The following is a 14,900-nucleotide window of genomic DNA, read 5'->3' as shown; positions in this document are numbered from 1 at the left end:
CTTAATATCACCTAAACGGTGGCTCATTGAAGGTGCGCAGCTTGCGGGAATGCAGTTTGTCGCCCTCTGCACGCAGTAAATCGATGGCGCGAATACCAATCTGAAGGTGCTCTGAGATCGCCCCTTCGTAGAAACGGTTCGCCTGACCCGGCAGTTTGATCTCGCCGTGCAGCGGTTTATCGGACACGCACAGCAGCGTGCCGTACGGGACGCGGAAGCGGTAGCCTTGCGCAGCAATGGTGGCGCTTTCCATATCGATCGCGACCGCACGGCTGAGATTGAAACGCAGGGCGGAGGCGGAATAGCGAAGCTCCCAGTTACGATCGTCGGTGGTGACGACCGTACCGGTACGCAGGCGCTGCTTCACCTCTTCACCCGGCATGCCGCTCACCTCTTTGGTGGCGTCGTACAGGGCGCGCTGCACTTCCGCAATACTCGGGATAGGAATGTCCGGCGGCAGAACCGCGTCAAGAACATGGTCGTCACGCAGATAAGCGTGGGCGAGGACATAATCACCAATCAGCTGGCTTTCACGCAGGCCGCCGCAGTGGCCGATCATCAGCCAGACGTCCGGGCGCAGAACCGCCAGATGGTCGCAGATGGTTTTCGCATTCGACGGGCCAACGCCGATGTTAATCAACGTAATGCCCTGACCGTCGGCGGTAACCAGGTGCCAGGCGGGCATCTGGTGCTTTTTCCACGCCAGGTCGGAGATGGCCTCTTCCGGTGCTTCGGTTTCGGCGGTGATCCAGATCCCGCCCGCGCAGGAGAGAGCGATGTAAGGGCTGTCCGGGTCAAGGATCTGGCTACAGCCCCAGCGGACAAATTCGTCTACATAGCGGGTGTAGTTGGTAAACAGTACGAACGGCTGGAAATGTTCGGCTGGGGTGCCGGTGTAGTGGCGCAGGCGTGCCAGCGAAAAATCGACACGGCGGGCATCAAAGTGCGACAGCGGTGAAAACTCTGCCGGGTGATAGATCCCGTCCGCCGTCTCATCGCCAATCTGCGACAGCTCAGTGGTCGGGAAATGGCGGGTCAGCCCCGCGCTCATGGAGCGATCCAGCGTCAGCGCTGAGCCATCAATCACGTACGGGTAAGGGATCTCGTGCAGGGACGGTTCAACGCTGATATGCGCGCCGTAATCCTGATACAGCAGGGTAAGCTGCTCTTCCAGATAGGGGCGGAACAGCGCAGGTCGTGTGATGGTCGTGCTGTAACAGCCGGAGTGGGTGAAACGCGCATAGGCGCGGGTTTTCGGATTGCTGCTGGCGCTGCCGTCCCAGGTGACAGAGAGCGATGGATAAACAAAAAGGCCCTGGGTTCTGGCCTTTTCATCGGGAAGTTTCCCTGTTTCGATATAGTCACTGATGGCGCTGCGTAGTGCATTGACGGACTGTTCATACAGCGCGTCGAGTTTTTCCAGCGCCTGAGCCGGGGTCAGGCTGGAGCCCTTATTATTCATGTCTGTCTCCTTGTTCCACAGGTGTGCGGCTATACCCGATAGTATGTCACACGCCTGTGAAACAAAAGTGAGGAGATCAGCTGTGCGCGGTTTCCTTCATCAACAGGGCGGTGGCAGCAGAAAGCAGGCAACCTGCCAGCAGATAAATCGCCACGCTATGCCAGTTCCCGCCGGAGAACGTCACCAGCGCGGCGGCGATAAACGGCGTAAACCCGCCGCCGACCACGCTCGCCACCTGATATCCCACGCCCGCGCCGCTGTAGCGGTAGCTTGCGCCAAACAGCTCGGTAAACATCGGCTGCTGCACGCAGACCACCATATCGTGAGCGATGTTCGCGAGCATGATCGCGAAGAAGACAATCCAGAAGACCGACTGGGCCTCCAGCGCCATAAAGAACGGCCAGGCGCTGAGTGTGCCGATGAGCGCCCCGGTGATATACACCCGTCGACGGCCAAAGCGATCCGCCAGCCAGGCGAAGCAGGGGATGGTCAGGCAGCTGATCCCGCCCACCACCAGGCCAATATTCAGGAACAATTCCCGCGGCAGACCGAGGTTTTGCGTGGAGTAGTTGAGGGCGAAGGCGGTGACGATATACATCGTCAGCAGTTCGCACAGGCGCAGGGCGATAATTTTCAGAAAAGCGCCAGGGTGCTGCACCAGCGCTTCCATCACCGGCAGCCGTTTTTTCGCGACCGGTTTTTCGCGTTGCTGCTGCTCAAACTCAGCCGACTCTTCCATGCCGTTACGGATCCACAGGGCCACCACGACCAGCACAATGCTGAAGATAAACGGAATACGCCAGCCCCAGCTCAGGAACTGCTCGTCTGTCGTGAGCTGGCTTATTAGCGACACCAGGCCCGTGGAGAGCAGCAGACCCACGCCATAACCTACCTGCACGCCGCTGCTGTAGAACGCTTTCTTGTTCTTCGGCGCGCTTTCCACGGACAGCAGTGCCGCGCCGCCCCATTCGCCGCCGACGGCAAAGCCCTGAATGGCGCGCAGCGTCACCAGCAACACCGGGGCCCACCAGCCAATCGATGCAAAGGAGGGCAAAATACCGATCAGCGCGGTGGCAATGCCCATCATCCACACGGTGAGCATCAGCATGCGCTTACGGCCAAGGCGATCGCCGAAGTGGCCGAAAATTATCCCGCCCAGCGGACGAAACAGAAAACCGACGCCGAAGGTGGCAAACGCAGCAAGCGTGCCCATGGCGGGGCTGATCTGAGGAAAGAATTCACGGTTAAAGACCAGCGCAGCGGTAATACCGTAGAGCAGAAAGTCATACCAGTCGACGACGGCGCCTGCGAAGCTACCTAAAGCGGCGCGGCGGGCGCGGTTAAGCGAAGGTGTCTCCTCGTTGCGGCGAGCGGAGATGAGGGTGGAGTCCATAGTTGTCCTGTCTGTACTGATTTTTAATTATTGGTATAAGAAAAGGTCACTCACGTTGCAGCCGTCATATTGACGGAACGTATGAGACTACCGCGACAGACGGCCTGAGAAAACGTTTTTATCTTTCCTGAAAGCGCAGAATCAATAAATTTCATCTTATCGGGTCCCAATATAAATCAGCCTGTTTGGCTCCGGTTAGGGCTGAATGGTTTACAGTAATAATGATCGCTGTGTGACGTAAGCTGAGGGAATAACGATGCAACGCCTCTTTCCTGCACTCTGGGTAGTCCTGTTTTTGGTGGCTTCGCCGCTGCATGCGGAGCCAAAAGTCTACGGCGAACAGCGCATCCACCGCTGGTGGGATGCGGTAACAGACGATATTTCCCAGACCTGGGAGCAGCCAGATCGTTACGATCTCTACCTGCCGTTTCTGAGCTGGCATGCCCGCTTTATGTATGACAAAGAGAAAACGGATAACTACAACGAAATGCCGTGGGGCGGCGGACTGGGCGTTTCTCGCTACAACGACGAGGGCAACTGGAGCGCACTCTTTGCCATGATGTTTAAAGATTCACATAACGAGTGGCAGCCCGCGATGGGCTACGGCTGGGAAAAGGGCTGGTATCTGGATAACGCAAAAGATTTCCGTCTGGGGCTGGGGGCCGCCGCGGGGATCACCGCGCGCGACGACTTTGCCAACTATGTCCCGCTGCCATTTATCTTCCCGCTTTTTTCTGCCGGATATAAGCGCGTCACCGTCCAGTTCACCTATATTCCCGGAACCTACAACAACGGCAACGTGCTGTTTGCCTGGCTGCGCCTGGGCTTTTAAAGTGTGATCACTTTTTTGGCCACTGCGTTGGACAGAATCAGCAGCGAAAACAGGACCGACGTAACAAAGGTGAGCACAATCAGAGCAAGTTTGGTGCTCAGGGACGTTACCGGAATGAGCGCCGTCAGCAGGTGAAACACCGAGTAGTGCATGATATAGACCCCGGTCATCGTTTTGCTAATGGCGGCCAGCACGGACTCTTTAAACTCCGCATTGCGGCGAAAACGAACGCCGTTGGCCGCAATCACCAGGGCGATAATCAGAATGTAGATTTGCGATCCGGTGAGGATAAAGGCGTTTCTGTCCGCTTTAAATAGCGCAAAAAAGAAATGCCGTTCGTAAAACCACGTGAAGAGATAGATAAACGGTATGGCAATCACCGCTGCCCTGACCACATTTTTGCGGCCGATCCACGCCGCAATCTGCGGATCGCAAAAGAGCTGCCCCGTCAGATAAAACAGCAGCCACGTCCACAGGCGATACTGCGGCGACAATGAAAGCACGTGGACATCAGGATAGAGGGCTGACAGCAAATCGTACCCGTATGAGAAAAGCAGCAGGGTGACAATCACCCCGCAAAACAGCGTTCGCCGCTGGCTGAGCCACTCCACCGCCGGATGAAAAGTGTAAATCACGACAAACGTGAACACGAACCAGGGCTGGATAAGATATCCGCGCTGATAGGGCTCCCACAGGTAGTAAATGGTTACCCAGAACAGAAAGACGATCACCAGGCTTTTGATCTTATCCAGCTGCCAGCGCGTGCCGTGTCGGGATTGCCCATCCAGATACCCTGCAACCACAAAAAACAACGGCGTGGCGATGGTCGAAATGAAGGTTAAAAAACCGAGGATCCAGTGATAGTCATAATCGTAATGGTCCCAGGTGTTGTAGATGGTGAAGAAGGTGACCGCCGTCATACAGCCCAGCGTCTTGATGATGTTCAGCCCTGTCGCATTCATTGTTGTTCAGCTTCGTCCTTACGATGAAAACACGCGTAAATTACGGGGAGTACCAGCAGCGTCAGGATTGTAGCAAACCCAAGCCCAAACATAATCACAACGGCCATGCTCTGGAAGAACACATCCAGCAGCAGGGGGGCGAGGCCAAGCACGGTCGTAAAGGCGGTGAGCAGGATGGGACGCAGGCGCGACGTGGCGGCGTAAACGATCGCACTGTGCTGATCCTGCTGCGCTTTCTGCTGCTCTATCTCTTCCACCAGCACAATGCCGTTGCGGATCAGCATCCCGCTCAGGCTCAGCAGGCCAATCAGTGCCATAAAGCCAAAGGGGATCCCGGTAAGTAAAAAACCGGGCGTAACGCCGATCAGCGCCAGCGGCACGGTCAGCCAGATAGCGACGGCGTTTTTCACCGAACTGAACATCAGCACCGTGATCACAAACATCACCAGATACCCGAGCGGCAGCGTGGTAAATAGCCCCTGCTGCGCTTCGCTGGAGTTCTCCGCGTCCCCGCCCCATTCAATGCTGTAGCCGTGGGGCAGAGGCAGGGCATCTATTTGCGGCTTCACGCGGGCGAGAATATCGCCGGACGTTTGCTGGCTTAGCGGGTCAGGGTCGGTCTGCACGGTCAGCACGCGCGAGCGGTCGCGACGCAGGATCAGCGGATCTTCCCACTCCAGCGCGAAGCCGCTGACGACGTTGCTCAGCGGAATATACTGCTGCCGGGTCTGGCTCCAGACCAGGACGTTATTCAGGTGATTGGCGTCCAGCCGCTCACTTTCCGGCGGGCGCACCACCACGGGTAACAGGTCGCTTCCTTCTCTGTACAGTCCCGCCCGGCTGCCGGAGAAATTCATCTCCAGGGCGTTATCGACGTCTTGCTTATCCACGCCAAGCTCACGTCCGAGCGCGGTGACGTACTGCGGGCGGATCACTTTGCTGCGGTTTTGCCAGTCGTTCCTGACGCTGTCCGTCGCCGGATCGCGCGTAAGAATACTGTCTACATGGCTGGCGATCAGACGCAGCCTGTCCGGATCGGGGCCCTTAATACGTATTTCAATGGCGCTGTCACCGGAGGGGCCAAACATCACCCGTTTCGTGCTGGCGTTAACCTGTGGGTAGTTCCGTGCAATGTACTCATCAACGTGGCGGGTCAGGGCGGGGATGTTACGCTGGTCGTCCATTCTCACCATGATTTGTGCATAGTTGCTGTACTGCCGCTGTCCGCTGTAGGTCAAAATAAATCGCATACTTCCCTGACCAATCGTCGAGACCGTAGTTTCCACACCAGGCTGGCCGTTAATGGTTTTCTCGATATCGCCGGTCATCTTCTCGGTCCAGTTAATGTCGGTCCCGTAAGGGAGCCAGAGATCGACAAAGAAAATTGGCGTACTGGAAGAGGGGAAGAAGTTCTGCCGCACCGAGCCAAAGCCCCAGATGGCGGCAGCCAGCAGTGCGGCCATCACCATCAGCGTTGGCGCTTTACGCCGTAACAGTGCATTGAGCAAACCCCGGTAGATCCGATAGATGCGTTTGTCGTAGGGATCCGTTTCGTCGGCGTCTGGCGGTGCAGCGTCATGTTTAAACAGCCACCATTTAATCAGCACCGGCGTAATGGTGAGGGCTGAGAACCAGCTCAGCATCAGCGAAATCAACAGCACCTGAAACAGCGACTTACAGTATTCGCCGGTGGAATCCTGTGACAGCCCGACGGGCGCAAAAGCCAGGATGGCGATGACCGTCGCACCCAGCAGCGGCAGCGCAGAGCGGCGAATAATCGCGTTAATGGCGTTAAGCAGGGGCGAGCCCTGCTGCCGGGCTATCAGTACCCCTTCGACAACCACAATGGCGTTATCGACCAGCATACTGAGGGCGATGATCAGCGCCCCCAGTGAAATACGCTGTAGTTCTATGCCCCAGAGATACATGATCAGCAGCGTGCCCAGCACGTTGAGCGCGAGGGAAAAGGCGATAATGAGCCCGCTGCGTAAGCCCATAAAGATCAGCAACACACCGACGACAATCGCCAGCGCCATCAGGAAATTAATGATAAATCCGTTGACGGAATGCCCGACCTCCGCCGCCTGATCGTAAAACAGGTCGATATGGATACCTGCCGGTTTCTCGGCTGACATCTGCTCAAGCTTCGCCTCCAGGGCATGTCCCACGTCGATCACGTTAACGCCGGGGATAAAGGAGACGCCCATGGTGACGGCTTTTCTGCCGTTGGCATGGTAGATGCTGGCAGGGGACGCATCCAGCCCGCGTGACAGGGTGGCAATATCCCGTAAACGGGTAGCCGCCCCAACGCCGGGCGGGGTCACTATGAGATCGGCCAGCTCGTCAATACTTTCGAATTCACCGGTAGGATGCAGACGAATTGACTCAGTACCGGAGGGGATCTCTCCCGCGCTGGAAACCACGTTCAGCCTGCTGAGCTGGGCAGAAAGCTGGTTAAGCGTAATCCCGCGCGCGGCCATTTTGATCAGAGAAATGTCCACGTTAATCTGCTGGGTGAGGGCTCCGCCGATGGCCACTTTGCCCACGCCCGGCACGAGGACCAACTCCCGGCGCAGCTGCTCGGCATACCGGACCAGTTCCGGATTGCTGAATTCATCGCCGGAAATGGCAAAGAAAAAGCCGAACACATCGCCAAAATCGTCATTCACAAACGGGGTCACTACCCCCGGTGGAAACTGTCGGGCGGCATCTCCCACCCGGCGACGCAGTTCATCCCAGATTTGCGGCAGCGCATTTGAGTGGTAGCGCGAGGCTATATTGACCGTGATCTGCGACAGGCCGCTGGAGGAGATGGAGCTGACGTTATCCAGGTAAGGTAACTGCTGAAGCGCGTTTTCCAGCGGCAGGGTGACCTCTTCCTCAACCTGCTGCGCCGACGCGCCCGGATAATGAGTGATTACCACCGCCGTTTTGATGGTAAACGCCGGATCTTCCAGTCTGCCGATGTTCAACAGGGCAATAATGCCACCTACGCCCAGCAGCAGAATAGTCAGCCAGACGCGAACCGGGTTGCTGATAAACTGACGAGAGATATCCATTACAGTCCCCGTTCACGCGTCCAGATACGTACCGGCTGGTTGGGATGTAACTCCCCAACGCCTGCGGCCACCACGCGTTCACCGGCCTTAAGCCCACCGACGATGACGACCCCCTCAGCGCTGACTTGCCCGACGCTGACCTTACGATCTTCCAGGTGCAACGTATCGCCTTCGCCCGTCACCACCCAGACGTGTGGCTCATTGCGCGGGCGGTTATCCGGGTTAAAGACCGCTTCAACCGGCACCACCAGCGCCTCACTGCCCACGCCCGCCGGTAGGTTGGTTAAATTGATGGTGACCGTTCCGCTGACGCCGCCCACGACGGGAAAATCATCCGGGCGGGCATGGTTAAAATCACCTGCCAGGTCAATGTGTTGCTGTCGCTACTGCCTGAGTGCTCTTTGTACACAGCGGTAAACTCGCGACCGGGCAGGGCGTTGATCCTCACTACCGGTTTGTACTGCGCATTGCGGATATCGAAGGTGTTAAACAGGTTCTCTGGAAGGCTGAACACCACGTCCAGCAGGTCGGTACGGGTCAGGGTGACGACGGGCTGGCCGGCTGAGACGACCTGATGATTTCGCACATGTACGCTGGCCGCTGTCCCGCTAAAGGGGGCGACGAGCGTCATCTGGCTTAATTCCTCGCGAGCAATCTGTAGCGCGGCGTTTGCAGAATCGCGGTTTGCGCGCTGGACATCCATCTCGGCCTTCGACACGGCCTGGCGTCCTGCCAGGGTCTGGAAGCGGTCGAATTGCCGCTGAGCCAGGGTCGCCGCCGTTTGCCTGTCGTTCAGACGCTGCCGGGCTTCGCGATCGTTAAGACTGGCGAGCCTTTGCCCCTGTTTGACAACGGCACCCTGGCGAATGTCCAGGGTCTCAATCTGCCCGGCACGTTTGAACGCGAGATCGGTGGCGTCGCCGGATTCGATACGCGCGGGAAATACGCGCTGCTGCGCGTTGCCGGCCTTGACCACCTCTGCGACTTTTACCATTTTTGGCAGGGGCGCGGCGCGGTCGGGTTTGGGGTCGCACGCCGTCAGCAGCAATAAAACAGCAGGCAGAAGAGAGAGGTAGCGCTTCACAGTATTCCCCTGATAATAATTGTTTTATTTATTTCGTCATCAATGCTGGGGTGGCACTATTCCGCCAGGGCCGAGACGACCACATAGGTAAATAAACCGATTGCTGTGCTGGCGATAATGGCAAGCGCAATAAACAAACCAAGGCGAATCAGGCTTAAACCGTACATGCATTCCTCCATGAGGTTGAAGGTGGCGCGGGATAATGAGAATGAACGTGTTGCATGTCTGACTATGAGCATAGTCGGTGAATAAATAAATGTTAAATAACCATTATTAGTGGCGTGACATACTCAGGCGAAACAAGCGATACGATAGCGTATCCCCTTTGAATAACATCCTGATATTCCTGTGCTACGTTTAATAGCATCCATTCCTTTTTTCCGTAAAAGGCATTCACGCCTGTACCCATGGGTTTGATGCGATCTCTCCTGATTCACTCACTGTTGTGTTGGTTATAAAAAGGATGCTTGATATGTATAAAACGATTCTGGTGCCGGTGGATGTATACGAAACAGCGTTGTCTGATAAAGCGCTACAGCATGCCAAATTCCTGGCGCAAAGCGCATCGGGTAATGTCCATCTGCTGTACGTTATGCCAAAGTTCTCGGCGGAACTGACCCGCGGTTTTATTGCAGACGCGAGAAAGATGGATGAATATATGATTAATAATGCTAAAGAAAAACTGGCCGCGCTGGTAAAAAAAATCAGCCTGCCGGAAGCAAATGTCCATCTACATGTTCGCAGCGGGAATATACGTGATGAGGTAATCAAACTGGCGGATGAACTTAACGTCGGCGCGATTATTGTGGGGTCGCGCAATCCCAATATTCAAACCCATTTATTAGGGTCAGAGGCGGCGAGTATCGTTCGTTATGCACATGTTCCTGTTTTCGTTATTCGTTAATGACATGAAAGCAAGGTGATTTCTGAAAAGAACCCGAGGAAGGAACGATGATAACAGAAAAGCCTCACCATCCGTATTATCAACAGACCGTTGATGAAACCCTGACAAATATCAAATCCAGCCTGGACGGACTTACCAGTGCAGAAGCCACCGCCAGACTGGAAAAATACGGTGAAAATGCCTTACCGCAAAAACCGGGTAAACCTGGCTGGCTGCGCTTTCTGGCCCATTTCAACGATGTCCTTATTTACGTCCTACTGGCGGCGGCGCTGCTGAAGCTGATAATGGGACACTGGGTGGATATGTTTGTCATTCTTGGGGTGGCCATCATCAACGCCCTGATTGGACATATTCAGGAGAGCAATGCGGAGAAATCGCTGCAAAGCATTCGTAACATGCTCTCCAGCGAGGCTGTGGTCATCCGGCAGGGCAACCATGAAACTATCCCGACGACAGCGCTGGTGCCGGGAGATATCGTGGTGATACGCGCCGGGGATCGCATTCCTGCCGACCTTCGCGTAATAGAGGCGCACAACCTGCGGGTGGAAGAAGCTATTCTTACCGGCGAATCCACGGTAGTGGAGAAAAGCAGCGATGCGCTCCACGGGGAGTTGCCGTTAGGCGACCGTTACAACCTGCTTTATTCTGGCACCACCGTCAGCTCCGGCGGGGGAAAAGGGCTGGTGGTGGCGACCGGTGGGGAGACCGAACTCGGCCATATCAACCAGATGATGTCGGACATTGAAAAACACCGTACCCCGTTGATGGTGCAAATGGACAAGCTCGGCAAGACCATTTTTATCACCATTCTGGTGATGATGCTGGCGCTGTTCGTTTTCAGTCTTATCTTCCGTGATATGCCCGTATCAGAGCTGGTGCTGTCGCTGATTAGCCTTGCGGTGGCGGCGGTGCCGGAAGGTTTACCGGCCATTATCTCTATCATCCTCTCGCTGGGCGTGCAGGCGATGGCGCGTCGCAAGGCGATTATTCGCAAGCTGCCTACCGTGGAAACGCTGGGGGCGATGACGGTGATCTGCTCGGATAAAACCGGCACCCTGACCATGAATGAGATGACGGTAAAAGCGGTGATTACCGCGGACACCACCTACCGCGTGGAGGGAGACAGCTACGAGCCGGTGGGCAATATTCACCCTGTTGACGATCCAACACCGGTAACCGTGACCCAGGGGTCTGTGCTGGAGCGCTATCTGCGCACCGTCGATCTCTGTAATGACAGCCAGCTGATCAAAGATGAGCAGGGGCTATGGAAAATCACCGGCGGGCCCACCGAAGGCGCGCTGAAGGTGCTGGCGGCAAAAATCCCGCTTCCGGCAATTGACGCCGAATTGCGCAGTAAAATCCCATTCGATTCGCAATATAAATACATGTCCACCCTTTATCGCCTGGGCGACGAAGAGGTGATGTTAATCACCGGTGCGCCGGACGTCCTTTTCCGTCTTTGCCAGCACCAGCAGACTCAAAACGGGCTGGAGCCGTTCAACCTGCACTATTGGGAAGAGAAGATTGAAGAGTATGCGCGCGAAGGATTGCGCATGGTGGCTGCGGCCTGGAAACCGGCCGCCAGCGGGCAGCGCGAGCTGACGCATGCGGATCTGCAAGAGGGGGTCATACTGCTCGGCATTGCGGGCATGATGGATCCCCCGCGCCCGGAAGCCATTTCGGCCATTGCCGACTGCTTGCAGGCGGGCATTCGCGTGAAAATGATTACCGGGGATCATCCACAAACGGCGATGAGCATTGGTCAGATGCTGGGTATTGGCAACGCGGCGAGCGCCATTACCGGGCGCGAACTGGAGGCGATGGACGACCACCAGCTGAGCGAGGCGGCGCAAAAATACGATATCTTTGCCCGAACCAGCCCGGAAGATAAATTCCGTCTGGTGCAGGCGCTGCAAAGTAAGCAGGAAGTGGTCGGGATGACCGGGGACGGCGTGAACGATGCGCCTGCGCTGAAGCGGGCGGATGTCGGCATCGCGATGGGGATCAAAGGTACTGAAGTCACCAAAGAAGCCGCCGATATGGTGTTAACGGATGATAACTTTGCCACCATTGCCCGGGCGGTCCATGAAGGGCGTCGGGTCTACGACAACCTGAAAAAGACCATTCTGTTCGTTATCCCGAGCAACATCGCCCAGGCCCTGCTGATCATTATTGCCCTGCTGGCGGGGAACCTTATCCCGTTAACACCGGTACTGATCCTGTGGATGAACATGGCAACCTCGGCAACGCTGTCGTTTGGTCTGGCGTTTGAAGCGGGTGAGAAGGACATCATGAACCGGCCGCCGCGTAAGTCTAACCTGCACGTGATGGACGGTTACGCCATCTGGCGCGTGGTGTTTGTCGGCCTGATGATTGCCATCAGCGCCTTTGTGCTGGAGGCCTGGCTGCAACCGCGCGGTTACTCGGCGGAGTTCATCCGCACCGTGTTGCTGCAAACGCTGGTCACTGCCCAGTGGTTTTACATGCTCAACTGCCGCGTCACCGACGGCTTCTCCCTGAGTAAAGGTCTGCTGGCTAACAAGGGCATATGGATCGTGAGCGGCGTACTTCTGGCCCTTCAGCTTCTGATCGTCTATGCGCCATTTATGCAGATGTTGTTCGGTACCGAAGCGCTGCCGTTCCGCTACTGGATCATTACCTTCCTGATCGGGTTCGCAATGTTCATGATTGTGGAAGCGGAAAAAGTCCTTACCCGGAGATGGCGCACGACGAAAGGTTAACTGAATGAGTAGGCTAAGCCTGCCCACCGGCAGGCTTTCTCTTTGATCGAGTACAGAACACTATGATTCGATTTGCCGCGTTCGTTTTTACGCTTTGTATACTGGCTCCCGCTGCATCTGCTGTAACCTACCCACTCCCACCCGAGGGGAGCCGCCTGGTGGGAGCGCCGATAACTGTCACCGTACCTGAAGGCAATACCCTGCCGCTCGAAGCGTTTGCAGCGCAGCACGGGCAAGGGTTAAGCAATATGCTGGAAGCTAACCCGGGGGTAGATCCGTTTTTACCGCGTGCCGGTACACCGCTGGTGGTGCCGCAGCAGCTTATTCTGCCGCCAACCGTGCGTGAAGGGATTGTGGTGAACGTCGCGGAAATGCGTCTTTACTATTATCCAACCGGCAGCAAAACGGTTGAGGTGCTGCCTATTGGCATTGGTCAGGCCGGGCGCGAAACGCCGCGTAACTGGGTAACCGCCGTTGAGCGCAAACAGGAAGGCCCAACCTGGTCACCCACGCCAAATACGCGACGTGCTTACGCGAAGGAGGGGAAAACGTTGCCCGCGTTCGTGCCCGCCGGGCCGGATAACCCGATGGGGCTGTATGCCCTTTATATCGGCAGGCTGTACGCGATCCACGGTACCAACTCAAATTTCGGCATTGGCCTGCGCGTCAGCCAGGGCTGCATTCGCCTGCGTAATAACGATATCAAATACCTGTTCGATAACGTTTCGGTGGGAACGAGGGTACAGCTTATCGATCAGCCCGTAAAAGTGACCACCGAGCCGGATGGTAGCCGCTGGGTAGAGGTTCACGAGCCGCTTTCACGCAATCGCGCGGAATTTGAATCAACCCGAAAAGTGCCGCTGCCCATTTCGGCCGCGCAAAGGACGCAGCTGATAAGTGAAGGGGCGGGCGCTGAGCTGGAACGGCGGTCGGGGATGCCGGTGAGGCTTGCAATGCCCGGTGGCGTTGCGCTTTCCGGGCCTACAGGACCGTAGGTCGGATAAGCGGAGCGTCACCCGACAAACTTACCAAACGCAGAAAAGCAAAAAGCCTGCTTTAAAAGCAGGCTTTTCAAATTTGGCTCCTCTGACTGGACTCGAACCAGTGACATACGGATTAACAGTCCGCCGTTCTACCGACTGAACTACAGAGGAATCGTGTGAACGGGGCGCATATTATCGACCTGCGTACGCCTTGTCAAAGGATGGATCGCCGACTTTAGACTGTTTGCTGACAAAAACAGCAAACTGACGTTTTTACCAACGTAATGCACCATTATTGTGCAGATATACCCCGAATGGGGCAGATCGGAAACCGTTGTCACTGTCTGAAAACAGGCACCAGCGATTGGCTTTCCTTATTTTCAGCCGCTTAGCAAAGATATTTATTCGCTGCCAAAACCTGGCATCCATATTGCAAAACCTGTTTAACAACACAGCCGTTACCGGCACGCTATTTTCGAACAGGGGGCAACATGAACTTAAGACGACTGAAATACTTCGTAAAAATCGTCGATATCGGCAGCCTGACCCAGGCGGCTGAAGTGCTGCATATCGCGCAGCCTGCGCTGAGCCAGCAGGTCGCGACTCTGGAAGGCGAAATGGACCAGCAACTGTTGATCCGCACCAAGCGCGGCGTAACGCCTACCGAAGCGGGAAAAATTTTATATACCCATGCCCGTACGATCCTGCGTCAGTGCGAACAGGCGCAACTGGCCGTGCACAACGTAGGTCAGACCCTGAGCGGGAATGTCTCCATCGGCCTGGCGCCGGGAACGGCCGCATCGTCGGTAACCATGCCGCTGCTTCAGGCGGTGCGCGCGGAGCTACCGGAAGTGCTGGTTTATCTGCATGAGAACAGTGGTTCCGTGCTCAATGACAAACTGCTCAACGGTCAGCTGGATATGGCGGTGCTGTACGATCGCTCACCGGTTGCCGGGATCACCAGCCAGCCGCTGCTGAAGGAAGATCTTTATCTGGTCGGGACCCGTGATTGCCCCGGCCAGAGCATTGATTTAACCGCCGTGGCAGAGATGAACCTGTTCCTGCCGCGCGACTACAGCGCCGTGCGCGTTCGCGTTGACGAAGCGTTCTCGCTGCGCCGTCTGACGGCGAAGATTATCGGGGAGATTGATTCCATCTCCACGCTGACTGCCGCCATTGCCAGCGGCATGGGGGTAACGGTACTGCCCGAGTCTGCCGCACGTTCACTGTGCAGCGCGGCGAATGGCTGGATGGCCCGCATCACCACGCCATCCATGAGCTTACCGCTGTCGTTGAATATGTCCGCGCGCGGCTCCCTGTCACCGCAGGCGCAGGCGGTGAAAGAGATCCTGATGTCTCTGGTCAGTAAGCCGTCGCTGGAAAATCGCGAGCTGCAACTGGTCAGCTGATATTCCAAATAAGCATAAGATGCTGGTTTTTATTATTTGTTCTTCAGCCCGGCTGACTCTAACAATAGCCT

At 56.2% G+C, this 14,900-nt stretch carries 9 protein-coding genes, 1 tRNA gene and 1 pseudogene; 5 read left to right on the top strand and 6 right to left on the bottom strand.

What is annotated here, in order from left to right; all coding sequences use genetic code 11:
- Positions 1-7: 7 nt before the first annotated feature.
- Together CKK19_RS08525 and shiA are read right to left on the bottom strand one after the other, a co-directional pair.
- Positions 8-1,462: an AMP nucleosidase gene (locus CKK19_RS08525; RefSeq protein WP_022648595.1), complete on the bottom strand. Its 1,455-nt coding sequence runs from the start codon at positions 1,460-1,462 to the stop codon at positions 8-10.
- A gap of 76 nt (positions 1,463-1,538) precedes the next feature.
- A complete protein-coding gene (gene shiA / locus CKK19_RS08520) occupies positions 1,539-2,855 on the bottom strand; it encodes a shikimate transporter (protein WP_022648594.1) in 1,317 nt (438 codons plus the stop codon).
- Between the two features lie 256 nt (positions 2,856-3,111).
- Between shiA and pagP the strand changes: the two genes are divergently transcribed.
- On the top strand, positions 3,112-3,687 hold the full coding sequence (gene pagP / locus CKK19_RS08515; RefSeq protein WP_023300518.1) for a lipid IV(A) palmitoyltransferase PagP: 576 nt from the start codon (positions 3,112-3,114) through the stop codon (positions 3,685-3,687).
- On the opposite strand, the gene CKK19_RS08510 is transcribed toward pagP, so the two are convergent.
- From CKK19_RS08510 to CKK19_RS08500, 3 genes and pseudogenes are all read right to left on the bottom strand, one after another.
- The gene (locus CKK19_RS08510; protein ID WP_063853274.1) at positions 3,684-4,649 is read right to left on the bottom strand and encodes an acyltransferase; all 966 of its coding nucleotides are present in this window, start codon (positions 4,647-4,649) and stop codon (positions 3,684-3,686) included. The genes pagP and CKK19_RS08510 overlap by 4 nt on opposite strands.
- Entirely contained in the window at positions 4,646-7,708 is a 3,063-nt protein-coding gene (locus tag CKK19_RS08505) for an efflux RND transporter permease subunit (RefSeq protein ID WP_063853273.1), read from the bottom strand. The genes CKK19_RS08510 and CKK19_RS08505 overlap by 4 nt, the downstream gene beginning before the upstream one ends.
- Positions 7,708-8,792: pseudogene (locus CKK19_RS08500) on the bottom strand (efflux RND transporter periplasmic adaptor subunit). Before CKK19_RS08500 ends, CKK19_RS08505 begins: the two are co-directional and overlap by 1 nt.
- A gap of 472 nt (positions 8,793-9,264) precedes the next feature.
- Between CKK19_RS08500 and CKK19_RS08495 the strand changes: the two are divergent.
- The 3 genes from CKK19_RS08495 (at position 9,265) to ldtA (ending at position 13,432) form a co-directional block, all read left to right on the top strand.
- Positions 9,265-9,696, top strand: a complete 432-nt coding sequence (locus CKK19_RS08495; RefSeq protein ID WP_063853271.1) for a universal stress protein — start codon at positions 9,265-9,267, stop codon at positions 9,694-9,696.
- A 47-nt stretch (positions 9,697-9,743) separates the two neighbouring features.
- Complete coding sequence (locus CKK19_RS08490) at positions 9,744-12,437, top strand: cation-transporting P-type ATPase (RefSeq protein ID WP_225455089.1); 2,694 nt, start codon at positions 9,744-9,746, stop codon at positions 12,435-12,437.
- A 62-nt stretch (positions 12,438-12,499) separates the two neighbouring features.
- Entirely contained in the window at positions 12,500-13,432 is a 933-nt protein-coding gene (ldtA, locus tag CKK19_RS08485) for a L,D-transpeptidase (protein ID WP_063853270.1), read from the top strand.
- An 83-nt stretch (positions 13,433-13,515) separates the two neighbouring features.
- Here ldtA and CKK19_RS08480 read toward each other — a convergent pair.
- Positions 13,516-13,591, bottom strand: a tRNA-Asn gene (locus CKK19_RS08480).
- A gap of 320 nt (positions 13,592-13,911) precedes the next feature.
- Between CKK19_RS08480 and nac the strand changes: the two genes are divergently transcribed.
- On the top strand, positions 13,912-14,829 hold the full coding sequence (gene nac, locus CKK19_RS08475) for a nitrogen assimilation transcriptional regulator NAC (RefSeq protein ID WP_022648585.1): 918 nt from the start codon (positions 13,912-13,914) through the stop codon (positions 14,827-14,829).
- Positions 14,830-14,900 lie beyond the last annotated feature (71 nt).

The organism is Enterobacter sp. CCUG 70166 (assembly GCF_020224095.1).
In the GTDB taxonomy this organism is placed as follows: domain Bacteria; phylum Pseudomonadota; class Gammaproteobacteria; order Enterobacterales; family Enterobacteriaceae; genus Enterobacter; species Enterobacter intestinihominis.
The sequence above is the reverse complement of the archived record's forward strand: the minus strand, read 5'-3'. Positions and strand labels throughout refer to the sequence as shown.